The sequence below is a fragment of the Prevotella melaninogenica genome, from assembly GCF_018127925.1.
In the GTDB taxonomy this organism is placed as follows: Bacteria; Bacteroidota; Bacteroidia; order Bacteroidales; family Bacteroidaceae; genus Prevotella; species Prevotella melaninogenica_C.
The window spans coordinates 1,652,501-1,677,904 of the sequence record NZ_CP072348.1 but is presented as its reverse complement, the minus strand read 5'-3'; the positions used below and the strand labels follow the sequence as shown (position 1 = coordinate 1,677,904).

19 protein-coding genes and 1 rRNA gene are annotated in these 25,404 nt (G+C 40.4%); 11 read left to right on the top strand and 9 right to left on the bottom strand.

What is annotated here, in order from left to right:
* The first annotated feature begins 69 nt into the window (after nucleotides 1–69).
* From J4861_RS12285 to J4861_RS12275, 3 genes are all read left to right on the top strand, one after another.
* The gene (locus J4861_RS12285; RefSeq protein ID WP_211817063.1) at nucleotides 70–537 is read left to right on the top strand and encodes a hypothetical protein; all 468 of its coding nucleotides are present in this window, start codon (nucleotides 70–72) and stop codon (nucleotides 535–537) included.
* Nucleotides 538–646: 109 nt separating this feature from the next.
* Nucleotides 647–2,797, top strand: coding sequence for a heavy metal translocating P-type ATPase (locus tag J4861_RS12280; protein WP_211817062.1), 2,151 nt, complete (start codon nucleotides 647–649; stop codon nucleotides 2,795–2,797).
* Nucleotides 2,798–3,724: 927 nt separating this feature from the next.
* A complete protein-coding gene (locus J4861_RS12275; RefSeq protein WP_211817800.1) occupies nucleotides 3,725–5,020 on the top strand; it encodes a Fic family protein in 1,296 nt (431 codons plus the stop codon).
* Between the two features lie 343 nt (nucleotides 5,021–5,363).
* Here J4861_RS12275 and J4861_RS12270 read toward each other — a convergent pair whose 3' ends face one another.
* Nucleotides 5,364–8,180, bottom strand: coding sequence for a M16 family metallopeptidase (locus J4861_RS12270; RefSeq protein ID WP_211817061.1), 2,817 nt, complete (start codon nucleotides 8,178–8,180; stop codon nucleotides 5,364–5,366).
* A 113-nt stretch (nucleotides 8,181–8,293) separates the two neighbouring features.
* Entirely contained in the window at nucleotides 8,294–9,238 is a 945-nt protein-coding gene (gene xerA / locus J4861_RS12265; protein ID WP_211817060.1) for a site-specific tyrosine recombinase/integron integrase, read from the bottom strand.
* Between the two features lie 75 nt (nucleotides 9,239–9,313).
* On the opposite strand from xerA, the gene aroQ reads away from it, so the two are divergent.
* The 7 genes from aroQ (at nucleotide 9,314) to J4861_RS12230 (ending at nucleotide 15,877) form a co-directional block, all read left to right on the top strand.
* Nucleotides 9,314–9,733 carry a type II 3-dehydroquinate dehydratase gene (gene aroQ, locus J4861_RS12260; protein WP_211817059.1) on the top strand — a complete coding sequence of 140 codons (420 nt, stop codon included), beginning with the start codon at nucleotides 9,314–9,316 and terminating at the stop codon, nucleotides 9,731–9,733.
* A 32-nt stretch (nucleotides 9,734–9,765) separates the two neighbouring features.
* On the top strand, nucleotides 9,766–10,431 hold the full coding sequence (locus tag J4861_RS12255) for an O-methyltransferase (RefSeq protein WP_211817058.1): 666 nt from the start codon (nucleotides 9,766–9,768) through the stop codon (nucleotides 10,429–10,431).
* A 545-nt stretch (nucleotides 10,432–10,976) separates the two neighbouring features.
* Nucleotides 10,977–11,312 carry a 30S ribosome-binding factor RbfA gene (rbfA, locus tag J4861_RS12250; RefSeq protein ID WP_004361056.1) on the top strand — a complete coding sequence of 112 codons (336 nt, stop codon included), beginning with the start codon at nucleotides 10,977–10,979 and terminating at the stop codon, nucleotides 11,310–11,312.
* Between the two features lie 229 nt (nucleotides 11,313–11,541).
* Nucleotides 11,542–12,774 carry an FtsX-like permease family protein gene (locus J4861_RS12245; protein ID WP_211817057.1) on the top strand — a complete coding sequence of 411 codons (1,233 nt, stop codon included), beginning with the start codon at nucleotides 11,542–11,544 and terminating at the stop codon, nucleotides 12,772–12,774.
* Nucleotides 12,775–12,817: 43 nt separating this feature from the next.
* Entirely contained in the window at nucleotides 12,818–13,807 is a 990-nt protein-coding gene (locus J4861_RS12240; protein ID WP_211817056.1) for a virulence RhuM family protein/type II toxin-antitoxin system death-on-curing family toxin, read from the top strand.
* Between the two features lie 203 nt (nucleotides 13,808–14,010).
* Complete coding sequence (locus J4861_RS12235) at nucleotides 14,011–14,838, top strand: DUF4595 domain-containing protein (RefSeq protein WP_211817055.1); 828 nt, start codon at nucleotides 14,011–14,013, stop codon at nucleotides 14,836–14,838.
* A gap of 409 nt (nucleotides 14,839–15,247) precedes the next feature.
* Nucleotides 15,248–15,877: an HU family DNA-binding protein gene (locus tag J4861_RS12230; RefSeq protein WP_487247511.1), complete on the top strand. Its 630-nt coding sequence runs from the start codon at nucleotides 15,248–15,250 to the stop codon at nucleotides 15,875–15,877.
* Between the two features lie 172 nt (nucleotides 15,878–16,049).
* On the opposite strand, the gene glgP is transcribed toward J4861_RS12230, so the two are convergent.
* Complete coding sequence (gene glgP, locus J4861_RS12225) at nucleotides 16,050–18,605, bottom strand: alpha-glucan family phosphorylase (protein WP_211817054.1); 2,556 nt, start codon at nucleotides 18,603–18,605, stop codon at nucleotides 16,050–16,052.
* 51 nt (nucleotides 18,606–18,656) lie between these two features.
* Nucleotides 18,657–20,303 carry a glycogen/starch synthase gene (locus J4861_RS12220; protein ID WP_211817053.1) on the bottom strand — a complete coding sequence of 549 codons (1,647 nt, stop codon included), beginning with the start codon at nucleotides 20,301–20,303 and terminating at the stop codon, nucleotides 18,657–18,659.
* A 145-nt stretch (nucleotides 20,304–20,448) separates the two neighbouring features.
* Here J4861_RS12220 and J4861_RS12215 point away from each other — a divergent pair, with 145 nt between their 5' ends.
* Complete coding sequence (locus J4861_RS12215; protein ID WP_211817052.1) at nucleotides 20,449–20,934, top strand: hypothetical protein; 486 nt, start codon at nucleotides 20,449–20,451, stop codon at nucleotides 20,932–20,934.
* A gap of 95 nt (nucleotides 20,935–21,029) precedes the next feature.
* Here J4861_RS12215 and J4861_RS12210 read toward each other — a convergent pair whose 3' ends face one another.
* The 5 genes from J4861_RS12210 to rrf all read right to left on the bottom strand — a co-directional run bounded on the left by J4861_RS12210 (nucleotide 21,030) and on the right by rrf (nucleotide 25,397).
* On the bottom strand, nucleotides 21,030–21,857 hold the full coding sequence (locus J4861_RS12210; RefSeq protein ID WP_211817051.1) for a hypothetical protein: 828 nt from the start codon (nucleotides 21,855–21,857) through the stop codon (nucleotides 21,030–21,032).
* 931 nt (nucleotides 21,858–22,788) lie between these two features.
* On the bottom strand, nucleotides 22,789–23,496 hold the full coding sequence (locus tag J4861_RS12205) for a DUF4112 domain-containing protein (protein WP_249110855.1): 708 nt from the start codon (nucleotides 23,494–23,496) through the stop codon (nucleotides 22,789–22,791).
* A gap of 247 nt (nucleotides 23,497–23,743) precedes the next feature.
* The gene (locus J4861_RS12200; protein WP_428842164.1) at nucleotides 23,744–24,727 is read right to left on the bottom strand and encodes an ISAon1 family transposase; all 984 of its coding nucleotides are present in this window, start codon (nucleotides 24,725–24,727) and stop codon (nucleotides 23,744–23,746) included.
* Between the two features lies 1 nt (nucleotide 24,728).
* Nucleotides 24,729–25,073, bottom strand: a complete 345-nt coding sequence (locus J4861_RS12195; RefSeq protein ID WP_211813866.1) for an ISAon1 family transposase N-terminal region protein — start codon at nucleotides 25,071–25,073, stop codon at nucleotides 24,729–24,731.
* A gap of 211 nt (nucleotides 25,074–25,284) precedes the next feature.
* Nucleotides 25,285–25,397, bottom strand: a 5S ribosomal RNA gene (gene rrf / locus J4861_RS12190).
* Nucleotides 25,398–25,404 lie beyond the last annotated feature (7 nt).

Genomic DNA, 25,404 nt, shown 5'->3' with positions numbered 1-25,404 from the left:
CTGTTAAATGTGTGGACGCTTTTCGTATTGCTTTAACAGAAGAATCGAAGTTACTCATTAAGCAAAAACATGGCTACGACAGTCAACTATCTATCCTATTATTATTCTCTGTCATTAAAATCTTTTCGTTTTAAGACTTCGAAAATACAATTTCTTTCTTTGAAAAATCTTAAAGAAATAAATCTAAGCGGAATAGAAGGAATATGCGATTTTCGACTTGTTGATTTGCCTAAATGCAAGATAACTTATCCTAATCTTAAAGTATTCTTAGCTGCAGAGGAAATCAGTGCAGAAAAAGGTATAACCGTGTTCTCCATAACAAAAGATGTATATGACAACACAAATGCCGCTGCATTTGTAAATAAATATAGTAAAAACCTCAGCAATGGATATAATATAAGAACTCCGAAAGGGACGCCACAGATCGTTTCTGTGCAAAGTCGGATTTTGCCAAACGAGAAAATATATGTACCTTTGCATATGAGTTGGCACCTAACCCGTTTCGGGTGTGTACACTCTCAGGTCTTAATCCAATGACCGGTATACAGTCCCAGTAATATTCAATCAACTGTGTACTTTTTTCAGGAATCGCATAGACAATGCAAATGTCATTTACATCATTATTAAGTATAAGGAGAAATTTAAAATGAACAATTCCAACAAACATTTATACCACAGTCACCATAATCATGGCGACATGGATCATTCAAAACATGAGCACGTAAGCACGGAAGAACATGGAGACTATAAGGATCAACATCAAGAACATCATGCTGGGCATGATCACAGCGGGCACAGTGGGCATGACCACAGTGGGCACGGAGGGCATGACCACAGTGGGCACGGAGGGCATGACCACCATCATCACGGAAACTTTAAGGAACTTTTCTTAAAATCATTGCCAATAGGAATCATTATTATGCTCTTATCCCCTATGGCTGGGTTTGACCTACCATTCCTGTTTACTTTTCCATATTCTGATATTGTCGTAGCTATTTTATCTACTATATTAATTATTTATGGTGGACGTCCATTCTATCAAGGGGCAGTTGACGAATTTAAACAAAAAGAACCTGGAATGATGGCACTCGTTTCTTTAGGCTTAAGTGTTTCATATTTATATAGTATTTATACTGTAATAGCAAGCTACGTAACGGGTGAACACGTGATGGACTTTTTCTTTGAATTTGCTTCATTACTATTAATCATGTTATTAGGTCACTGGATTGAGATGAAAGCTATTGGAGAAGCAGGAGACGCACAAGCAGCATTGGCTAAATTAGTACCGAAAGATGCTCATGTAGTATTAGATGACGATTCAATAGAAACACGACCAGTTGCTGACTTAAAGGTAGGTGATTTAATTCGAGTTCAAGCTGGAGAAAATGTGCCAGCAGATGGAACTATCGAGCGTGGCGAATCACGTTTAAATGAAGCTCTTCTAACTGGAGAATCAAAAGCAGTTAAAAAAGGTCCTGGCGATGAAGTAATCGGAGGCTCAACAAATGGAGAAGGGGTTCTTTATATTAAAGTGAATGAGACAGGTGATCAATCCTTTATATCTCAAGTTCAGAATTTAATCAGCCAAGCTCAAAGTCAGCCTTCCAGAGCAGAAAATATTGCTCAAAAGGTTGCAGGATGGCTCTTCTATATTGCTATTATTGTCGCGCTAATTGCTTTTGTAACATGGATGGTTATAGAAGATGTGCCAACGGCAGTTATATTTACTATTACTACATTAGTTATTGCTTGTCCTCACGCTTTGGGTCTGGCTATTCCATTGGTAACTGCCCGTAGCACAAGCTTAGGAGCTAGCCGTGGCTTACTAGTAAAAGACCGCCAAGCCTTAGAAATAGCTCAAGATGCAGATGTGATAATTTTAGATAAAACGGGTACTTTAACAACTGGTGAGTTTAAAGTATTAGATGTAAAACTTCTTAATAACAAATATACAAAAGAGGAAATCATTGCCTTATTGGCAGGTATTGAAGGAGGATCTAGCCACCCAATTGCTCAATCAATTATAAGATTCGCCGAGCAGCAAGGTATACGTCCAGCATCTTTTGATTCGATTGATGTGATTTCCGGTGCTGGAGTAGAGGGTAAAGCAGGTGGGCACCGTTACCAATTAATCAGTCAAAAAGCCTATGGACGTAATCTTGATATGGATATTCCAAAAGGAGCAACTCTTAGTGTCTTAGTAGAAAACGATGATGCCATTGGTGCTGTAGCTTTAGGGGACGAATTAAAACCAACGAGCAAAGAGTTAATTAAAGCTCTTAAAAAGAACAATATTCAACCAATTATGGCAACAGGTGATAATGAAAAAGCGGCTCAAGGCGCGGCAGAAGTTTTAGGGATTGAATATAGATCAAATCAATCTCCACAAGACAAATATGAGTTGGTTAAAACACTTAAAGATGAGGGAAAGAAAGTTATCATGGTAGGTGATGGTGTAAATGATGCTCCTTCTCTTGCCTTAGCAGATGTTGGTATAGCAGTCGGTGCAGGAACTCAAGTGGCGTTGGATTCAGCTGATGTCATCTTGACTCAATCCGATCCAGGAGATATTGAATCATTCATTGAATTAGCACACAAAACAACTCGTAAAATGAAACAAAATCTCTTTTGGGGAGCTGGTTATAACGTTATAGCTATCCCTCTAGCTGCAGGAATTTTGGCTCCTATTGGTATCACATTAAGCCCTGCATTAGGAGGAATCCTAATGTCTGTGTCAACAGTCATCGTCGCCATTAATGCTATGTTATTAAGTTTAGATCCAAAAAATAACGGTTAACAGATCGAATGATTGAAACTCCTTAAAGTATCACGATACAATAGTTTTACAGGAGAAAAAGAGATGTAAGTACTGGCTCTTTGTAAAATCGTGTTGGTAGAAGTAGACGATTTTTCTACCAACACGATTTTTAATTTATTATAGAACTGATTTCTTTTAAAATCCTATAAGCCATTGATTTTATAAGTTTTATAGCTTGTTATTCTATTTTCTTGACATCAATACTACAGTCTCCACGTGCATTGTCTGAGGGATCATGTCTACCGCCTTGATTTTTTCTAGTTCTGCAGACAAGAGGTTTGAAAAAACATTACATAATTTCAAAGAAAACATCTATAACTAACAGTAAAAACACATAGAAGAAGCAGGTTTGCAACCAGCAATAAATCAAGTAGTTATAAAACAGTAAAGTAAAAGGTGCTTAATAAGACTTCAAAAGGGCGTTAATAAGAGCCTTAAAGAGCATCTTTTGCAACCCAAAAGGGCGTCTTTTAGAAGCCAAAAGAGCATGTGTTGGGTTTGAGTTGTACGAAAATAATTTACAAATATAATTTAACAAGGGAATAATCAGGTTGTAGATGACAGATAGACATCGCACCTAATTACATTTATCATGTAGTTTATCTCCCTTTATAAAACCATCTAATTGGAGGTAAGATTATCATGTATGTGGATTAATCTCATTCTATTAACAATCTACATATTTAACGGAAGAGCCAAATATTGGGTGGTAATGAACAGCAGATATTAGGTGTTAAATGATGGAGGATGACGATATAGCTATCCTACATTTACTCTCCAAGAACGTCGCAAAATATGCGTTATTTGAGAAATTATTTGGAGTTTCGGCATTATTTAAGTATTTTTGTCGCATAATTTGCGACGATATGAGACATAAATTGCCGCATAAATGATATAATAAGGATGATGTATATACACGAAAGAGACAATTGGACTGACTTCCGTTGGGACACTTCAAAGGTGGAACTACTCCAAGAAGAGGTATTCCGTAAACAGGGTTTGCTTTACGGGAGATTGGCTTCATTAGGCTTTGACAGCAAAATACATGCTATGGCAGAGAACCTTACTTATGATATAGTGTATTCTTCAGAAGTTGAAGGCATCCGCCTCAATGTGGATCAGGTCCGTTCTTCCATAGCAAGAAAACTTGGGATTGAGAACGTAAAACATACTGCACCATCTCACTATGTTGACTCTGTTGTCAACGTAATGCTCGAAGCTGTACAGCATTATGATATGATTCTCACAAAAGAAAGATTATATGCTTGGCAAGCTGCATTCTTCCCTTCTGGCTATAGTGAAGGTAGCCAGATAGAGATTGGACAGTACCGAACAAACGAGGAGCATATAGTCAGCGGAATGTTTGGACGCGAGAAAATTCACTATATTGCTCCTTCTCCAGACCGTATTGAAGAAGAAATGCAAAAGTTCCTCAGATGGTTTAATAAAGAAGAACCTGTAAGTAGTGTCATACGTTCTGCCATTGCTCATTTCTGGTTTGTAAGCATTCATCCATTTGAGGATGGAAACGGACGATTAGCACGTATTCTTTCAGATATGCTCTTGGCACGTGGCGAGAAAAGTAGGTTCCGTTTCTACAATATTTCATCACAGATAAACAAGGATAAGAAGCACTACTATGACATTCTCGAACGTATGCAGCGTGGAGATGGCGACGTTACGGAGTGGTTAGTGTGGTATATGCAGAAATTGGTAGATGCACTTGACGAAGCTGGTGCCACCGTCACAACAATCTTAAACAAGAGTTTCTTCTGGCAGAAAGCATCGGCTGTGCCTATGACAGAACGACAAACACAAATGCTCAATCTATTCCTTGACGGCTATGAGGCAAAGATAACATCAAAGACATGGGCAACGTTAGCAAAATGTTCGAAGGACACTGCCATTCGTGACATCCAAGATCTGGTTGACAAGAATATCCTTGTAGAAAGTATACCTGGCGCAAAACGACCAAGCTATTCCATCGTTTATGACAAAGAAGATTTAACTCAATTCTTCACAGACGTGAACATAACAGAGGAAAATGGCGTACCATATCTTCATGCATTATTTAAGGCTAAGAAGCCTATACGCGAAAGAGTTACAAAGCTTGATGCTGACCGTTACCTGAAAGGTGATTTGTTATTGAATGATTTACTCAATAAATACTGTTCGTATATGATTGCCGACAATAAAGACTGATGTCTCTCTATCTATACTAATGAAGTATATAAATACAAAGAAATATGATAGTTCCGTGTGCATAAAAAGTAGACATCGTAAAATCGATAGGTTCTACAAGCATTTTATCGACCAAAGAAAGAGAGTCCATTCGCCAGAAATGACAAATGGACTCTCTTTCTTTTAAATGATAAAAAGCCATCTCCTACAAATTCTTTTCATGAAGAAAAAGATTTTTTATCATGAAGAGAAAGATTTATTTTCACGACAATAAATATTTATTTTCATGAAAATAATTCGCTGTTGGTAGTTTGTTGAAAGAAAAAGGACCCATGAGAGTCCTTTTTCAAACACAAAATACGTATTATTTCGCAGGTGTCATTACCACCTCAGCATGGTTACCAGCTGCTACAATCTGCTTCAAGTGAGCAGCAAGTTTAGCTGGAGTGATAGCCTCAATGGTCTTTTTGTAGTTAGTATGGAAGTCTACACCTGTCATAATATAAGTATAGAGAACACTCATCCATGCGCCATTATTCTTAGCTGCAAGGTCTGCATTCTTCAGCATCAAGTCCTTAACTTTCTGAACCTTGTCGGCATCCATCTTGACAGTGTTGTCATTCATACCCTCAGCAAGGAGCTTAACAGCAAGCTCAGCCTTCTCTGGATCCATCGGACAGTAGCTCTGAACAATAGCGACAGCCTTGTTACCAAGACGGCGTAACCTGCCGCTTGCGCTTACAGAATAAGCTGCGCTGGCATCTTCACGAATGCTCTTCAAGTAAACCATTGAGAGCACCTGAGCTGCAGCATCAGTAAGAACGTCGTTCTCAAGCGTGTAAGCCATTGGCGCATGCCACATCTCGAAGGCAATCGCTTTTGGTGTTTCAGATTTATTTGTGAACTTACTAACGACCTTACCATTCACATAGCTTGGCACTTCCTTCCAATTCTCAACTTTACCCTTAGGCAGACATGCAATGTACTTCTCAATCAATGGGCGGATTGTAGCCTCATCAAAGTTACCTACAAAATAGTAAACGAACTGACCAGGATTAGCAAAACGCTCCTTCCAAATCTGTAAGATACGGTCATAATTAACGTTCTTCAATGTGTTCAATGTCATTGGAGCGAAACGTGCTTCGTGACCATAAATAGTCAAACTGAGCGAATCACCGAATACGCTCTCAGGTGAGAGGTCCTTGTTCTTCAGTGCCAACTCCATTTGTGCCATCAATGCCTTGTAAGAATCTTCGTCCTTAGCAATATTGGTGAAGTTGAGGTAAAGCAACTGCATCATCGTCTCAATGTCCTTTGGAACACATGAACCAGATACTGTCTGATAGTAGTTTGACATGCTGCAGCCCATTGAAGCCTGCTTACCAGAGAGTGCCTTCTGCAATTCCTGACGTGAGAAATTACCCAAACCACTGTAACCGAGGACAGCATCAAAGAGCTGTAAGTTGCTAAAGTCAGCCTTACCATAGAGTCCCTTACCGCCCTTCGCAGAAGCTTGGAACTGAATTTCATTGTCCTTGAAGTCGGTCTTCTTCAGAATAACACGTGCGCCATTGCTCAGTGTCAACTCCTTATAACCAAGCACCTTATTCTCCTTCTCGCCAACAATCTTACCAGCCTTAGGGAGTTTCTTCTCATCGAGTAGAGGCTCCTGCTTTACATTGTCAACGTATGGTTCAATCTTCTCAGCACGTACAGAATTGATTGTCTGTGCCATCTGAGCCTCTGTTGGGTAAGTAGCACCTGCCTTTTCCTGTGCGAATACATAAGCTACGAAGTTGCTGTCTTTATCCGTGATGAGTTCCTGTGCATACTTATTGATAACGTCAACGTTCAATGCAGGCATCTCAACCAACTGTTTCATAATCTGATAATCATCCTCCTTACTTGGGATTGGTTCGTTAGCAAGATAGTGATCACGGAGCTCATCGCCATACTGTGCATTCTTAATCTTATTACGGTTTACGTAAGCTGACTCAATTTGAGAGAGGTATTCAGCCTTCATACGGTCGTATTCGCCTGCTGTAAAACCATAAAGACGAACGCGCTGTGCCTCACGATAGATAGCTGCAAGTGCTTCGAGGTCCTTGCCTTCCTTTGCATCAGCTGCCATATTGAAGGCTGCCTTTGGCTTAGAAAGCATATAATCGCCATCGTAAGAATAAGCACCAGTGAAAGGACAGTCAGCCTTCTGAGCCAACTCAGAGAGACGCTGATTGAGCATCATAGTGATGATGTTCTTTGCATAAGAGTCTACATAGTAGTACATATCGCCCTTCTGTGCGTCAGGGAAGACGTCATGCTTCATACTGAAACCAACCTGGCTGTAAGGCATCTCCTTATCCTTACCAAACACATAGATAGCATCCTTAGTGTCTGGCACAGCCTCTTCTACAACCTGTGCAGCATTGGCAGGAACAGTAGAGTTTGCCCAAAGCTTCTTAATCTCGTTCTCCGTATGGTCTACATCGATATCACCAACAACGATGATACACTGGTTATCTGGACGATACCACTTCTTATAGTAGTCGCGGAGGTCCTGATAAGGGAACTTATCAACAATGCTCATCAAACCGATTGGCATACGATGACCATACTTTGAGTTAGGATAGAACTTAGGCAAAACGTCATCATAGATTCGCATCACTGGTGTACGGCGCAACTGCCACTCCTGATGAATAACGCCACGCTCCTTATCAATCTCCTTGTCAGCAAGTGTCAAGCCGTTTGACCAGTCTTTAAGAATCAACAGACAAGAGTCGAGTGCTGTCTGACGAGTTGTTGGCACATCGCAGATACGATAGACAGTCTGGTCGATACTGGTGTAAGCATTCAAGTTACTACCGAACTCAACACCAAGTGAACGGGTGAATTCGAGGAGCGTAGAATCAGGGAAATGCTCTGAACCATTGAATGCCATGTGCTCAAGGAAGTGAGCCAAACCACGCTGGTTGTCGTTCTCTTGAATAGAACCAACGCGCTGTGCAATGTAGAAGTTAGCTACATGCTCTGGCCATTCATTGTGAAGGATGTAGTAAGTTAAGCCATTGCTGAGCTTACCTTGTCTTACATTCTTATTCACAGGGATAGGTCCCATCTGCTGCGCAGAGACCATTCCAGTGACAAAGAGTAAGACGATTAAGAATAAATGTTTGATTTTCATCTTAAACGTTGTTTGTTATTGTAATATTAGTTTTATGGCGCAAAGATACATAAAAATCCGTTACGCAATCCGTTTTTTTTATTTTTTATATCTTAACAAAGTATCAATAAAGATTATTCTGTCAATAAGTCCATCTGCTGACGTTCATTATACTGGATGTTACGAGGGTGATGTTCGAGAATTTCATGCCGTAGCGTGGAGGTATCAATATGGGTATAAATCTCTGTTGTACCGATACTTTCGTGTCCTAACATTGCCTGAATAGCACGCAAGTCGGCACCACCTTCGAGCAAGGAAGTGGCAAAGGAGTGACGAAGGGTGTGTGGAGAAATTGTTTTCTTGATACCAGCTTCAACCGCATATCGCTTAATCATGATGAGAATCATCGTACGAGTAAGATGATGTCCACGGCGATTTAGGAAGACATAGTCCTCCTCTCCGGGTTTGATTTTCATTACATTACGATCGGCAAACCAATAGTTTAGTTCATCTAAAGCACGCGGTGAGATTGGCACCAAGCGTTCCTTCGAACCTTTACCCATCACTCGGATATACTGTTCTTCAATATATAGGTTGGAAAGCTTTAGATTGGTGAGCTCTGACACACGCAGTCCACAAGAGAACAAGACTTCGATAATGGCATGATTGCGGTGTCCTTCCCACTTTGACAGGTCTATCGCCTGCTCTAAGAGGTCAACTTCTGCTGTGGAAAGAACCTCTGGCAAGTGGTCAGGTTGCTTTGGCGACTCTAACAACTCAGTCGGGTCTACTTCCAAATAACCATCAATAACGAGGAAACGATAGAACTGGCGCACCCCACTGAGAATGCGTGCCAAAGAGCGAGGACCAATGCCAAGGTCGGAGATAAAGGCTGCAAAGTGTTCTAAATCTTCTAACTTCACATCCAACACATCGACCTGTTCCACAGCAAGATAGCGAAAGAGCTTATCCACATCACGCATATAAGCATCCAACGTATTAGCCGAGTAGCCTTTCTCTAACTTCAGATAACGACGGTAACGGCTGACAATATCCTTTGAATTCTTGCCTGTTTCCATTTAATTTCTTATTTTTGCATACTGCAATTTACATGCAAAGATACATTAAAAAACGATATTTGAGAAGAAAGAGATATGAAAGTAATCATTATTAATGGTCCTAACTTGAACCTGTTAGGGGTGCGTGAACCTGAAATATATGGTAGTATGTCTATGGACACCTTCCTTTCACAACTACGTGAAAGCTACCCTAACAGTACCATTGACTATTATCAAAGTAATGTTGAGGGCGAACTCATCAACAAACTGCAGGAGACTGGCTTCTCATATGATGGCATTATCCTCAATGCTGGGGCTTATACGCATACAAGTATTGCGCTTTTAGATTGCATCCGCTCTCTACAAACGCCAGTGATTGAGGTGCATATCAGTAATGTTAACGACCGTGAGGACTTCCGTCGACACTCAATGATTGCCCCAGCTTGCAAGGGAACTATTCAGGGCTTTGGTCTTAACAGCTACAGATTGGCTATAGAGGCTTTGTCACTCCTATAACCTTTCAACGCTCATCATCACCATTATAAGCCATGCCAACAACCAACACCTATACTTCCCTCACCGATGAGGCGGGCTGCGATGCCTATCTTGCCTCGCATATCGACCCAGAAGGCGATTATCTATACCGCCTTTATCGTGCCACAAATATTCATACTATTCACGGACGTATGGCAAGCGGACACCTGCAAGGTCGTCTCTTGAAGATGCTTGTACAGATGATACGTCCTAAGAATATCCTCGAAGTGGGTACTTTCAGTGGATACTCGGCTATCTGTATGGCAGAGGGATTGGAGGAAGGGGGCAAACTCTATACCTTTGAAATCAATGACGAGATGGAAGATTTCACCCGTCCATGGATTGAAGGATCGCCTGTTGCGGATAAGATTGACTTTCGCATCGGTGATGCGGCAGAAGAGGCTCCAAAGTTGGGGATTATGTTTGACATGGCTTTCGTTGATGGTGACAAACGATATTATACGGAGGTGTATGAGAAACTGCTGCCCATCATCCGTCCCGGTGGCTATATCCTCGCTGACAACACATTGTGGGATTGGCACGTCATCGACCCAGCCTACGACCACGACCAACAAACGATTGGCATCCGCCGTTTCAATGACTTTATTGCTAAAGACGACCGAATCGAAAAGGTTATTCTCCCATTACGCGATGGCTTAACGCTGATTAGGAAGAAATAAAAAACTCTCCCCCAAAGCCTCACCCCCAACCCCTCTCCGAAAGGAGAGGGGAGTAATTACCACAAAGGGATAAATATGACGATTTTATAATCCATTCGTTGCATTTAGTTTCATAACCGATAGCAATTTGTTTAGCCCTCAACACCACTGGTGCTTACCATCCGCACCACACGTGCGGGGCGTTCGCACAACATGTGCGGAGCCTCAACACTAAACATCCAAAGCCCAACTTCCATCCTCAAACATCCGCATTTCATCACCAACCAACATCCAACAACTATCACCCACCATAACATTTCATCACCACCAAACACCCAACAACTATCACCCACAATCACATTTCATCACCAACCAACATCCAACAACTATCACCCACCATAACATTTCATCACCAACCAACACCCAACAACTATCACCCACCATAACATTTCATCACCACCCAACATCCAACACCCATCACCCCACCCCACACTTCAGCATAAAAGTTTGTGGGTTTTTCAAACTTTCAGTACCTTTGCAGGATAAAACAATAAATAGATAAGACAATGCAAGAGACAAGACAAAACCGCATATCACGCCTCCTTCAGAAAGAGTTAGCAAGTATTTTCCAAACACAGACACGTATGATGCATGGTGTTTTGGTTAGTGTAACACGTGTAAAGGTGAGTCCAGACCTCAGTATCTGTACCGCCTACCTCAGTATCTTCCCATCTGAAAAGGGCGATGAAATACTGAAAAACATCAATGCTAATGAGAAGACTATCCGCTACGACTTAGGTCAGCGTGTGCATAATCAGCTGCGTATCATCCCAGAGCTACGCTTCTTCATTGACGACTCCCTCGACTATTTGGAGCGCATTGATGAGTTACTAAAGAAGTAGGAGGTGGGTGATGGGTGTTTAATGTTGGGTGTTGATGAATTGTTGATAAGTATTAAGAGGTTGGTATTGACGATTAGTAGATAGGTACCAAAGCCTATTAAGAAACCCACCCTCCCCATTTATCAATTCATCATCACCCAACATTCAACACCCAACACCCTACACACCCATCATTCAACACCCAACACCCTATCCCTCATCACCCAACACTCAACACCCATCACCCATCATGAACTTCCCTTTTTACATTGCTCGCCGTTACCTCTTCTCAAAGAAGAGCACACATGCCATTAACGTTATCAGCCTCATCTCCGTACTCGGTGTGTCGGTGGCAACCATGGCATTGGTCGTTGTATTAAGTGGATTTAATGGCTTCTCCGACCTTGTTGCATCCTTCTTCACCAACTTTGACCCACAAATTAAGGTTGAAGCTACGAAGGGTAAGGCTATGACAGCTAACGATCCATTGCTCCTAAAAGTAAAACATCTGCCCACTGTAGAGGTTGCTACGGAGTGTGTGGAGGACCAAGCATTGGCTGTCTATCATGATAAACAGGCAATGGTGAACGTGAAGGGTGTGGAAGATAACTTCGACTCGCTGACACATATCAGCAATATTCTATATGGTGAGGGCGATTTCAGACTTCATACAGCCAACCTGCAATATGGCGTTCTCGGTATTAGATTGGCACAAGACCTCGGTACTGGAGTTGCATGGCCAGACTACTTACACATCTATGCGCCCCAACGTGAGGGACAGTATGATGCTTCTGACCCAACAAATGCCTTTGTAAAAGACTCATTGATATCGCCAGGAGCACTTTTCCAAGTGAAGCAGCTGAAGTATGATAAGGGGTATATTATCACCTCCCTTGAGTTCGCACGTCGTATCTTCAACCGACAGGGAGAGATTACTTCACTTGAATTACGCATGAGACCTGGTGTCGATATTGACAAAACCAAGGACGAAATACAAACCCTTCTCGGTGATAAATATAAGGTGTTAGACCGCTATGAACAGCAAGCTGACACGTTTAATATCATGCGTATAGAGAAGCTCTTTGCCTATATTTTCCTCACGTTTATCCTCATGGTGGCATGCTTTAACATCATTGGTTCACTCTCTATGCTCATCATCGACAAGAAGAATGATGTCATCACCTTGCGTAACCTCGGTGCTACAGATAGTCAGATACGTCGTATCTTCCTCTTTGAAGGTAGAATGATTTCTGCTGCTGGTGCTGTCATTGGTATTGCACTTGGCTTATTACTTTGCTGGTTACAACAGACATACGGTCTTGTACAGCTTGGTGATCAAGCAGGAAACTTTGTTGTCAATGCCTATCCTATTAGCGTTCACCCCGAAGATATCATTACAATCTTCCTCACAGTTATCCTTGTTGGCTGGCTTTCTGTGTGGTATCCCGTACGTTATATGAGTCGTAAACTGACGAGGGATTAAGCTATCCCTCGCCTATCGACTAACAACTATAAACCTAAACAACATGACTGAAAACCTAAACGACAAAATTATCATCTATCAAAGTGAAGATGGTAAGACCCAACTTGATGTAAAGTTGGAACATGAAACTGTGTGGCTAACACAGAAACAGATAGCTGAACTATTTGGTACAAAGAGACCAGCCATAACAAAGCACTTGAAGAATATTTATGCTTCAGAGGAATTAACCGAAGAAAGCACATGTTCCATTTTGGAACACATGGGTAACGATGGTAGACAAAGTTACAATACGAAATATTATAACTTAGATGCTATCCTTTCTGTAGGCTACCGTGTGAACAGTAAGAATGCTACTCGTTTCCGCCAATGGGCAAACTCTGTTCTTAAGCAATATCTTGTCAAAGGCTATGCTATCAACGAGAACATTCGCAAACATCAGATTGCAGAACTGCGCCAACTCATACAAGTATTAGGCAGAGCTATCCAGCAACAACCCACAAAGACAACAGATGAAAGTAACGCGCTCTTTGATGTTGTAGTAGACTATACATACGCACTCGACACGCTCGATAACTATGATTACCAGCGACTCCATATCGCTAAGACCACCAAAGAAGAACCCTTCCATGCTACATACGAGAATGCTATGCACGAGATAGATATGCTTCGACAGAAGTTTGGTGGTTCTGTACTCTTTGGTAATGAAAAGGATGAGTCCTTCAAAAGTTCTATCGGACAAATCTATCAGACCTTTAATGGTACGGAACTTTATCCGAGTGTGGAGGAGAAAGCAGCTATGCTTCTCTATCTTGTCACTAAGAACCACTCGTTCAGCGATGGAAACAAGCGCATTGCAGCCACCCTCTTCCTATGGTTTATGAACAACAACGCTATCCTCTATCGCCCCGATGGTACCAAACGAATTGCCGACAACACACTTGTTGCCCTCACCCTAATGATTGCTGAGAGTAAAACAGAGGAAAAGGATATAATGGTAAAGGTTGTGGTGAATCTTATCAACCAAGCAAATTAGTAAATATTTAAAAGAAACACAGAACAAAGCGAAGCTATGATATAAAGCTAATTGCTGGCTTTTTCACCCCAAACTAATAAAATCATAGTATAGAAACGGGTCATTGAAGAAAGTTTTTTATATATTTGCAACAGAGAACAAAAGCACAAGCCAATAAGTTGACAAGAATGTGCCAATTACTAATTATAACACAAAAAAGGACAATGAAAAAGACTATTACAATCGCACTTCTTACTGCAGCAGTAATAGGTGCAACTTCTTTTTTTTCATCATGCAGTAACAAAAACGATGATGACTGGATTGTTGACGGCTGGCCAGATCCTGTAACAATTGACCTTTCAAAGGTATTCACTAATGGCATGCCTAAAGAGGTGGATAGTATGACTATCCAAACAGATGACAGAGGATTGGTTACAGGTATTCAGACTAAGGATGAAACGGTATCTTTCAAATACGATAACATAAAAACACGTGCTATTGTAATCCCAAATGTCTTCATGAAAGTAGAACGTAATGGAGATACAACGTTCTACATAATGTTTCTGAACAAAAACGGTTTTGTTAGAGAATGCATGATAGAGCAAAAGGAAAATACAAAGGAAGATACATGGAGGTTCACTTATAACGATAATGACCAACTAATTAATATAATCCATTCAGCAGATGACTACAAAAAATTTACTTTGACTTATAAAGATAGCAACATCTCTGAAATAGAGACAACAACTATCGTCTCACAAACAACAACAAGAAAAAAAGATACTTGCAAAGTTGCTTATACGTCAACTGTCACCCCTACTCCTATAGTGAACAAGGGTAACATTATGCTCTTCAATACAACGTTTGGTATTGACATTGGCGCAATGAAATACGCCTACTATGCAGGATTGCTTGGAAAAGCAACTAAGAACTTGCCTGTACAGCTTATTGATAAGAACGGCAACAAAAACAACTTTACGTGGACTGTCAATAGTAATGGTTTCCCAACTGCAATGACAAGCGGTAGCCATCAATACAAGTTCGGGTGGTAAAAAAAGTATTTTATATCATTACATATATTTATCATCCCCCTTCTATAAAGTACACTCGGAAAGTAAATCAATAGGGGGTTACTTTCAAACCATAGCTCTCAGACCATACCCCACGCTGGTCTGAGAGCTTTTCTTTTACCCTTTTACCTACCCATCCCAAATCTACACCCACGCAAAAAAGCACAAATACAGACATTACTACATAGCTTATACTTGCCAAGCAACCATTGAAACAGTATCTTTGCAGCATGAATCACGAATTATTTTCATGAAAAAAATATTTTTCTTCATGAAAAGAAATATTTATTTTCACGTAAATAATTTCTTTCTTTCGTGAAAAGAATTCTGCCTAAGCTAAAAGTATGTGATTATAGAAACTCGTTTCACACACTAACGGCTCACGAAAAAGATGATTATTAACCCTTATTACAAACGTAAAGCTATGACTGTAAATTACAAACTATTAAGAACAAGCGGTAAACTCGCACAACGTAAAGCACTAAGAATCGTACCTATCAAGAAAGATGTCACGAGAATAGAGAGAATCTGTCAGCATATCCAACAAGCTACAACGCTCACAACAGCCGACATTCTCGGTACTATCTCGGCATTAAAAACAGAATTAGTAGAGGAGCTAAAAAGTGGGAATACAGTTCATCTGCCAGGCATCGGCTTCTTCTCGCTTGCCCTTAAAGGCGACATACATGAAGACCCTAAGACGCATCGTCACCACCTCCGTAATGTTGCTGTGCGCAAAATCAGGTTCCGCCCCGATAAGGATTTTCACGAAGCGTTAGGAAAGATGGATTTTGAAAACAAAACCTACAAAGACGGTACATCCACACTGCCTATAAAATCAGCCGTTAACGCTGCACTAAAAGAGTTGTTTGAAGAGAGTCCGATAATCACCGTTAACGACCTCCGTCGCCGTCTGAACCTTTCTACAACCTACGCCTATCAACTTACAGCACAGTTAGAACGTGAAAAGAAAATCATTAACATCGGTTCACGTTATCGCAAGATGTATAAAAAGGCATAAGCAGAAGGCGATAAACAAATGGTAAACATATAGAGGGAAATAGCATATTACCATTATAAATTAGATTAGACCCAGTAATAATTCAATAGCATAGAAACACAAAAAAGCCATTCCCAACCCTTTTCAGAGTTTAGGAATGGCTTTTATTTATTGAGTAGTCCTCAGACTATTTTTATCCAATCCACTTCACGTAAGCGAAGTCCTGACGGTGTGGCAGGAGAGCATTCTTAGGATACATACGAACAGCGTACTTATAAGCACCTGCCTCTGTTGCATCGAAAGTAGCCTCGAAGGTATAGTGATTACCCTCAGTCTTCACCATCTTGAATGGGATTACCTTGTGGATATTTACGTCATCAACTGGCGCATTCTTCAAGAAGACTAATTCAAGACCTACTGCATTGTTCAAGCCCTGCTCGTCGATAACGTAAGTAACCTTAATCTTATGACCTGTAGCAATATCCTGCAGTGCATCCTCGTCCTTAGAAACAAGATAGATGCTGTCCCAACGCTCAGCAACAGACTCCTTCCAAAGAGCAATCTCCTTAGCAAGTTTATTGTCATTAGCCTCGAGCTTATGAGAACGCTTAGCCTGACTCTCATAGAACTTGTCATAGTAGTCATCAAGTTGACGCTTCATTGTATAGTGAGGAGCGATAGTTGCAATAGAGTTCTTTACAACCTTTACCCAATCCTCTGAGTAGCCATCTTGATTCTTATTGAAGTAGAGAGGAGCAATCTCATTCTCAAGCAGACCATAGATAGTAGCTGCATCAAGCTGGTCCTGATAGCCCTGATTCTGATAGGTACGCTTCTCTGGCAATGCCCATCCAGCTCCCTCACGGTAGCCTTCAACCCACCAGCCATCAAGTACTGAGAGGTTAACAACACCGTTCATCTCTGCCTTCTCACCAGATGTACCACTTGCCTCGAGTGGACGAGTTGGTGTGTTCATCCAAATATCAACTCCAGAAACGAGACGACGAGCCAACTGCATATCGTAGTCCTCAAGGAAGATAATCTTACCGAGGAACTGTGGCATACGTGAAATCTCAAAGATACGCTTGATAAGTCCCTGACCAGCGCCATCAGCAGGGTGAGCCTTACCTGAGAAGAAGAACAGAACTGGACGCTCTGGGTTGTTTACAATCTTCTCCAAACGCTCAAGGTCAGTGAAGAGCAAGTGTGCACGCTTGTAAGTAGCAAAGCGACGGCAGAAACCAATCATCAATGCGTTAGGATTAATACGCTCAAGGATAGAAACGACCTTAGCTGGGTCACCCTGGTTGCGGAGCCACTGCTTAGTGAACTTATCGCGGATATACTTGATAAGTTTCTGCTTCAATGCCATACGTGTTTCCCAGATTTCTGAATCTGGAACATTATAGATTGCGTGCCAGATTGACTCATTGCTCTGGTCGCTCATGAAACTCTCATCAAAGTATTTATCGTAAACTTTGCGCCACTCTGTTGCTGTCCATGTTGGGAGGTGTACACCATTAGTAACATAACCTACAGCATTCTCCTCTGGGAAATAACCCTTCCACAATGGGGCAAACATCTTCTGGCTTACCCAACCGTGAAGTTTTGATACGCCATTGACCTCCTGACAGGTGTTACAAGCGAAAGTACTCATACAGAAACGCTCGCTGTGATCATCAGGATTGGTACGACCCATACCGATGAACTCATCCCAAGAGATACCAAGTTTTGCAGGATAATCACCCATATACTTGCCGAAGAGTTCCTCGTCGAAGTAGTCGTGACCTGCTGGTACAGGAGTATGAACGGTATAAAGTGATGAGGCACGTACAAGCTCCATAGCTTGATTAAATGTCAAGCCACTCTCAATGTAGTCGCAAAGACGCTGGAGGTTGCAAAGTGCCGCATGACCTTCATTGCAGTGATAGATATCCTTCTTGATACCCAATTTCTTCAAAGTAAGAATACCACCGATACCGAGCAGAATCTCTTGCTTCAAACGGTTTTCCCAGTCACCACCATAGAGAGAGTGAGTGATAGGACGGTCGAACTCAGAGTTCATATCGTTGTCTGTATCGAGCAAGTAAAGCTTAATACGACCAACATTCACACGCCATACAAGTGCGTGTACCATATAGTTGCGGTAAGGTACATCAACAACAACCTGATTGCCATTCTCATCAAGCTCACGCTCAATAGGAAGAGAGTTGAAATTCTGTGCATCGTACTTAGCAATCTGCTGGCCGTCCATAGAAAGACTCTGTGTGAAGTAACCAAAGCGATAGAGGAAACCTACAGCACAGAAGTCTACGTTAGAGTCAGAAGCCTCTTTAATGTAGTCACCTGCCAAGATACCAAGACCACCAGAATAAATCTTTAGAGCCTGATTCAAACCAAACTCCATACAGAAGTAAGCAACAGAAGCACGCTTCTTGTTAGGCTTAACGTCCATATAAGTACGGAACTTCTTATAGACATCACTCACCTGCTTCATCAGCTTTTTGTCCTTTACGATAGCTTCCTTACGGTCATAGCTAAGACGCTCAAGGAGCTGGACTGGATTATGTCCAACCTCTTCATAGAGTTCCTCATCAAGAGCTTTGAACATGTTGCGCGCTTCGTAATTCCATGCCCACCACATATTGTGAGCAAGCTCATCAAGACATGCCAGTTCCTTTGGCAGAGTCGACTTTACAGTTACCTCTTTCCACTGAGGTTCGTTGGAATAATCTGATTTAATTTTCATAACTTATTATAGTTTTGACTGTTATTTCGTTATTTTGTTACTAAGCAGTTATCACTTGTTTCTTGCAGCTGCTTTCTTTAATGCTATGTCGTAAGCCTGCTCATAATAGATGATAAACTCACTCCAAAGAGCCTTACGAGAGAGCTTCTCGGCATTTGAACGACACTTGTTCACCTCCGTCTTCGTAAAGCAAGAGTAACGGGCTATGGTATCCTTAATACCATCAGCTACCTCTGAATTATTATAATCTGTACGATGTAATACTTTCACACCATCTTCTATCTCGCTATATTTTCCCTTCTCTGTATTTGCCCACAAACCGAAACCAGCAAGGTCGGTTGTAATACAAGGTACCTTAAAGGCTATTGCCTCTAATGGTGTATAGCCCCATGGCTCATAGTATGAAGGATAGACACAGAGGTCGTTACCCAATATGAGGTCATAATAGCTCATATTCATAATGCCATCATCACCTGTCAGATAGCAAGGCAAGAGGATGACCTTCACCTTATCTCCCTTTGCATTGTTTATACCGAGAGAAGTGAGCATATTTAGTACATTGTCATGGTCCATATTGTGGAGCCAGTGCGTAAGTACAGGCTTCTCCAATGGTGTATCAAACTGCTTGCCGCTGTCGAGACGCTCTACAAGGTCCTGACGAGGACCTGCTACCCAGCCTGGAACCTCAATGAAGGCTACAACCTGCTTCTTCAAGTTTTCATCAAAACGCAATCGGTTCATTGATTCTATGAACACATCAATACCTTTATTGCGGAACTCATATCGTCCGCTGGTTGATACGATTAACGCATCATCTTGTATATCGTCACCTGTCAACGCATTGGCAACATCAAGCAAACGCTTACGCGCTGCCTTGCGCTTCTTTGTGAAGGTTGCACCCTTTGGTACAAAGTCGTTTTCAAAACCATTTGGAAGAACCAAATCAACAGGTTTATCAAGCAACTCTTTGCACTCTGTTGCGGTAATATCGCTCACTGTCGTGAAGCAATCAACATGGTGAGCTGTCTGCTTCTCAATAGAATGCTTACTCTCCATATTCAACTCCGAAGCCATCTGGTCGCCATTATATGCCCAGAGATATTCGTACAATGGCTTGTTATTGCCTGCTATACTACGACCAATACCCGTTGCATGAGTTGTAAAGATAGATGCTATCTGTGGCAGACGATGCTGTAATACAAGTGCGGCAAAGCCTGTTTGCCATTCGTTTGCATGAAAGACAACCTTATCTTTTTCACTAAGATAGAATCTATAGAAACTCTCTACGACCAGTGCCGTAGCATAAGCAAACATAGCAGATTCGTCATAATCACCGTAGGCATGGAGACTATCAACACGATAATACTCCCAAAGCTCACCATAAACTTCATCTTTATGAGCAAAGTATGACTGAAAATCAATAAGCATAGCAATTGGCTCACCAGGGATATCCCAACGTCCAACCTTTACTGATAGTCCCTCAGAGGCGGCTTTCTGCTGCCATTCAGCAAATAGCTTCTTATCCTCCTTAAAGTAAGGGGACGGTGTCTCTTGCCAGCAGTCAGGACCAAGGAAGATAACATGATCCTTTATCTTTTCTTGTAATGTCTTTGCACGAGTAGAAAGTACTGTATAAATTCCTCCGACCTTATTACATACTTCCCAGCTGGTCTCAAAAATATAATCTGGAAACAACATCTTCTCCTTTAAAACATTTGATACATACCGCTACAAAGGTAATACAAAATAAGTAAAGCAACAATTTAATCCGTACATTTTTAAAGAATTCATAGTATTAATTAATTAAAATCATTAACTTTGCAATTAACCAACATTCATAGACATGAAACAAAAGATTGTACTGACAATAATGGCTATGTTGGCTTTTTCAACCAACATGTCCGCTCAAAGTAACTTATCCACTACAAAGACAGAAAATTCTCCTTCAAAAACAGGAAAGATAGCACAGAATAATGACTCTATCTTTAAAGCGCATCTTGTGAATGATGAATTTCAAGTGTGGATGGATATTGATTTCTATCATAACAATATTACCGTACCACGACAAGAGATATTCGGAGAGGTTCCAGGCTACTTTGGTGCAGTACGTGATACTCGTAAGTGGATTATCTCTGATGCTACCATAAAAGGGAGAAAGGCTATCTTAACCATCATCAATGACTATGGTAGTGAAGATCTCAAAGCCGAACTTAAGCGTAATTCTAATGGTACATACACGCTAACACGAATCGAGGGTAGCACAATGAAGATTGTGGTCAATAACAAATGGGTTAAGATTCCAAAGGAAATAATATTCTACATTAAGTAAATAAAAAATGATAGGGACTAAGAAATTAGTCCCTATATTTGTTTCTATATCAATAAAAAAACAAGCTAAAACTATAACAGGCACCGAAGATAAACCTAATAAGTCCTAAGTATCAACTCTCCTCCTGACGACGTCACAGGCACTTCAACCTCTGATGAGAACTGCTTATAATTATACTCTCCTTCTGGAATACGGTACAAAGCAATCTTACTTCCTTCTGCTATGGCACAAGTAATCTGAATAAGTTGACTATGAGTATTCTTCAATTTTACTGGTCTGTAGAAATCAACCAGTCCACCTTCAGTATCGAACTGATCAGGCATCTGACTTTCCAAACCATACTTAATCCTATTCCTAACAGCAAACTTATCCTTTTCGTTTATTGTCCCATTGCTTTCTACCCTTACATTCATCAGCTCCTTGCGAGGGATAAATATGTTTTCTTCGTAAACCTTTCCGAGTTGTAACTTTCCTTGTGGTCTATAAGCGTAGTAGAAAAGCTTCTTTTCTTTCGGATCACGCACCGCTGAATCATCTGAAGGTAAAAGATATTCTTTATCATCTAATTTATTCAAATCTAATGTAAGTTGCAAATTGTATGAGACACTAACATCTCCGACAAAAGTGGTCAAATGCTTAAATTCTTCATCACTTAAATTGAAGAACATAATATAGCTGCCATCTTTATCAGTCGTAGCCTTTGCCTTATGGCGTACCTTAGTAGCAACCAAAGATGCTTCTCTAAAATCCAACTTCACTTCTATGTTTGGCAACGGCTGACCTCCTGAAGTTCTGGCAACACCTTTGATAATAAGACTCTTCGGATCTGGTCTATCAATAAAATCGTCCTCTTCACTATGACAGCTTGCCAATAACAACATAAGTACTGGTAAAGCGAGCAGATACAACAATGACTTTTTCATAATCATCTAATTTATAGTTTTAATTTAAGTAGTATTCAGGTATCATATCCTCAACATCATACCATCCTTCTACATAGATTTAGTCTTTTACAAAAGTATTAAATATTGAGGAGAAAACAATATAATTTCCTATAATAATAAGATTTTAAAGATAAAAATATGATTTTCCCGTTAAATGCTTAGATGCTTTTCATATAGTTTTAACGGAAGAACCAAAGTTATTCATTAAACAAAAGCATAGCCAAGAATGTCAACTGTCTATTCTATTATCACCCTCCAACACTAAAAATCTTTTCTTTATTACTACTTCGAAAATATGCAGATAAGACTTAAAAAATCATTACATAATTTCAAAGAAAACAGCTATAAGTAAAGGCAAAAACACGTGTAAAAAGCAAGTTTACAACCAACAGGAAATCAAATACTTATGAAGTCATGCAAGAAAAGATGCTTAATTGGACTTCAAAAGGGCGTTAGTAAGGACCTTAAAGGGCATCTTCTGCAAGTCAATTAGGCGTCTTTTAGAAGCCAAAAGAGCATGTGTTGGTTTTGACTTACATGAAAACAATTTACAAACATCAATAGATAAGGGAACAAGTTGCTTGCAGAAGACGGAAAGACATGCTAATGGATAGACAGATTATTAATTTGCCTTTTTTGTATTATATCTTGTAGCTTATCTCTCCCCTGTAAGATCATCTCAAATGTATAAGCCTTTATTCTATTTCTAATCTATGCATTTAACGGAAGCATCAAAAATATGCTATAAAACGCAGTGGAGATATATACGTATAAATAAACAATCCTCACAATGATAATTGAGCTATCATTGCGAGGATTTATTACTTCTTTCCATGAAAAAAAATCATGAAAATAAATTGTAAAATATAAACTGTTGCATTAAAACAGCATATCAAACGAAAACGTCTATTTAGCTATATAAACCATTTAATAAGGCTATTAGCCAATTAAACATTGCCACTAGTAAGCTCCAAGTCCATTCTGTTACGCCTATCAATAATCTGAAGACAAAATAGATAAATACACTAAGAAGAATAATAAGAATCGCTGTTACCAAAGCCTTTGACCTCACTTTCCGTATAGTTTTCTTATCTCCTTCTACATAGCGTGTAATCAAGTTTAAATTCTTTACGTGTGCCTTACTGAAAAAATCGATAGCATCGCCTATAAAGAAAGGAATACTTCCCAAAAGTATATCTACTAAATAGTTATATATAATGGCTAAAGTAAGTGGGATTGACCTCACCTTTACCAAAGAAACATATATAAAAGGAAGACCAAAAGCAGAAGAAACGAGGTCACCAACAGATGGAATAAAACCAAGGAGTGCATCTAAAAAATACTTATCTGCCCATTTCGTTATCGTACTAATAAGCCAAAACGACCTCGACTCCTTTAATCCCTGAATTCTCTTCTCTCTTCTTTGTCTCCGTCGTTCTTTTCTGCTATTTAAAGGCTCTTTATAACTATTCATAGACTCCTCACGGCTTTCTATAGTATCCTCAGCATTATTTATAGTTTCAGACTTATCAAAAGAGATATTATTATCCCCACCCTTAATTCTATCCTCAACATCCAAATCAGACACCAAGACCTTATTACTATTCCTTTCTATCATTGTTCTTCCTTTTTATACCTTTAAAGATAAGACTTACCTCTTATTATCATTAATCTCCAAATACTAACGATTTATCTCGTTAAATATTATCTCTAAACATCCTTAACACTACTTACTAAACCTACTGCCTATTTGCCCTATCAAATCTATTTGTCTAATTAGCCTTATTAAATAAATGAATTAGCCCTATTATGCCAATTAGCCTCATTAGGGGTCAGTCCTAAAACCCAGTTGCAAGCCTATCCTCTTAAGCACACAATTTCATAAGCCTATATAAAAAGAAAGGAATATCTGTGACTCCTCTGAACTGTGCCCTGAATGCCTTAACCTTAGCATTGAATGACTCGGCATTTGCATTCGTAGCTCTGTTTACAAAGAAATTGAGTATGGTTTGATAATGATTTTCAAACGTGTCAATCACTGTGTAGAAATTGTCCACTCCCAGCTCTTCAACCTCATTAAACCATTTTGCCAGCTTCAGCCTTGCAGCATCCTTGATGCTCTTGATGTTATAAATATCGGTAAGTTTCATAGCCAAGTCATATGCCTTTTTCAGTGTCGGATAATGTTCAAAGATGATTTGTGCCCTACCTTTCTGTGTTTCAGTCCACTTGGTCTTGTGCTTGGTCAATATGAACTTTGCTCTGGCGAGCAACTGCTTACGCGTGTCACCATTGCTGTATCTAAATGGTATATATTCCTTTCCCTTACTTTTAGCTTCTTTTATCTCCTCATTCTCTTTATCTCTTGCCATCCATCGGTAAGCGATACGCATGTCATCCAGAGCATCATAATATAGTTTCTGTACATGAAATCTGTCATTGGTAATAAGTGCTTTGGGAAAAACAGAGCGGGCTATACGCATCATAGAAGATGATAAATCGAGTGTTATCTCTTTGACAGTCTCCCGTTTAGAAAGGTTTATCGTCTTGAGAATTTGGATGACGTCCTCAGCCTTGGTCCCTTTAACCACAGCTACCAAAGTCCCTTTTCTGCCCTTTCCCGCCTTGTTGGTCAGAAAAGTATAAACCTCGCCACTACTTAGACAGGTCTCATCAATACTTAGATTCTCTCCTATGTTGTCTTCAAACAATAGCCAGTCTTGAGCATGATCTAACTGATCCCAGCTACGATAATCACTGAGATGTTCCTTGTACTGTGTGGATAACAGCTTGCCATTTACGCCATAGTGAGCACCGATACTTGCGATGCTCTCTGCAGTGGACTCAATTCTATTCTTTTAAAAAAGAAACGAACTCGGGGGATAGTTTACTGCCCTCAGCCGTCAAATCATCATATGAATAAGTAAATATCTCTCCGTTGGAACTGTCACGCCATTTGCGACGGCGAACATGGAGGTAAACTGCTTTGCCACGAAGGGGGAAGTCCTGAATAACACGCTCGCTGGTAAAACCATAACTGCTTACGGTGCCTAACTTATGGTCTGACTTTTCCATAAAATTACGCTCGTCAAGCCAAAAATCAAACTGAGAAACACTCTCTTGAATATCGACCACATCAAAGTAGTCGGCAAGTACATCTGGAAAGATGCAACGTAATAATTGGTGACTCTTCATGATGCAAAGGTAATAAATACTTATGAAATTATGTGCTTAAGAGGGTAGACTTGCAACTGGGTTTTAGGACTGACCCCTCATTAGCCCAATATAATATCCCATTCCCCCTCCTCTCAACACTTCATCAACACCCAACACTCATCACCCAACAACATCACCTCCTATCAACAAAAAAAGAGCCCTGAAGATTTATCTTCAAGGCTCTCATAAAAGAAGGCGGCCACCTACTCTCCCGCATTGCATTGCAGTACCATCGGCGCAAACGGGCTTAACTTCTCTATTCGGAATGGGAAGAGGTGGGACCCCGCCGCAATAACCACCTGATATTTCT

What these genes read in the sequence shown, in the direction of transcription:
- J4861_RS12235 (WP_211817055.1), top strand. Translation starts at nt 14,011, where the DNA reads ATGAAAAAGACTATTACAATCGCACTTCTTACTGCAGCAGTAATAGGT.
- rbfA (WP_004361056.1), top strand. Translation starts at nt 10,977, where the DNA reads ATGCAAGAGACAAGACAAAACCGCATATCACGCCTCCTTCAGAAAGAG.
- J4861_RS12255 (WP_211817058.1), top strand. Translation starts at nt 9,766, where the DNA reads ATGCCAACAACCAACACCTATACTTCCCTCACCGATGAGGCGGGCTGC.
- J4861_RS12230 (WP_487247511.1), top strand. Translation starts at nt 15,248, where the DNA reads ATGATTATTAACCCTTATTACAAACGTAAAGCTATGACTGTAAATTAC.
- J4861_RS12275 (WP_211817800.1), top strand. Translation starts at nt 3,725, where the DNA reads ATGTATATACACGAAAGAGACAATTGGACTGACTTCCGTTGGGACACT.
- J4861_RS12270 (WP_211817061.1), bottom strand. Translation starts at nt 8,180, where the DNA reads ATGAAAATCAAACATTTATTCTTAATCGTCTTACTCTTTGTCACTGGA.
- J4861_RS12245 (WP_211817057.1), top strand. Translation starts at nt 11,542, where the DNA reads ATGAACTTCCCTTTTTACATTGCTCGCCGTTACCTCTTCTCAAAGAAG.
- J4861_RS12285 (WP_211817063.1), top strand. Translation starts at nt 70, where the DNA reads ATGGCTACGACAGTCAACTATCTATCCTATTATTATTCTCTGTCATTA.
- J4861_RS12195 (WP_211813866.1), bottom strand. Translation starts at nt 25,073, where the DNA reads ATGAAGAGTCACCAATTATTACGTTGCATCTTTCCAGATGTACTTGCC.
- J4861_RS12220 (WP_211817053.1), bottom strand. Translation starts at nt 20,303, where the DNA reads ATGTTGTTTCCAGATTATATTTTTGAGACCAGCTGGGAAGTATGTAAT.
- xerA (WP_211817060.1), bottom strand. Translation starts at nt 9,238, where the DNA reads ATGGAAACAGGCAAGAATTCAAAGGATATTGTCAGCCGTTACCGTCGT.
- J4861_RS12210 (WP_211817051.1), bottom strand. Translation starts at nt 21,857, where the DNA reads ATGAAAAAGTCATTGTTGTATCTGCTCGCTTTACCAGTACTTATGTTG.
- J4861_RS12280 (WP_211817062.1), top strand. Translation starts at nt 647, where the DNA reads ATGAACAATTCCAACAAACATTTATACCACAGTCACCATAATCATGGC.
- J4861_RS12205 (WP_249110855.1), bottom strand. Translation starts at nt 23,496, where the DNA reads ATGATAGAAAGGAATAGTAATAAGGTCTTGGTGTCTGATTTGGATGTT.
- J4861_RS12215 (WP_211817052.1), top strand. Translation starts at nt 20,449, where the DNA reads ATGAAACAAAAGATTGTACTGACAATAATGGCTATGTTGGCTTTTTCA.
- aroQ (WP_211817059.1), top strand. Translation starts at nt 9,314, where the DNA reads ATGAAAGTAATCATTATTAATGGTCCTAACTTGAACCTGTTAGGGGTG.
- J4861_RS12240 (WP_211817056.1), top strand. Translation starts at nt 12,818, where the DNA reads ATGACTGAAAACCTAAACGACAAAATTATCATCTATCAAAGTGAAGAT.
- glgP (WP_211817054.1), bottom strand. Translation starts at nt 18,605, where the DNA reads ATGAAAATTAAATCAGATTATTCCAACGAACCTCAGTGGAAAGAGGTA.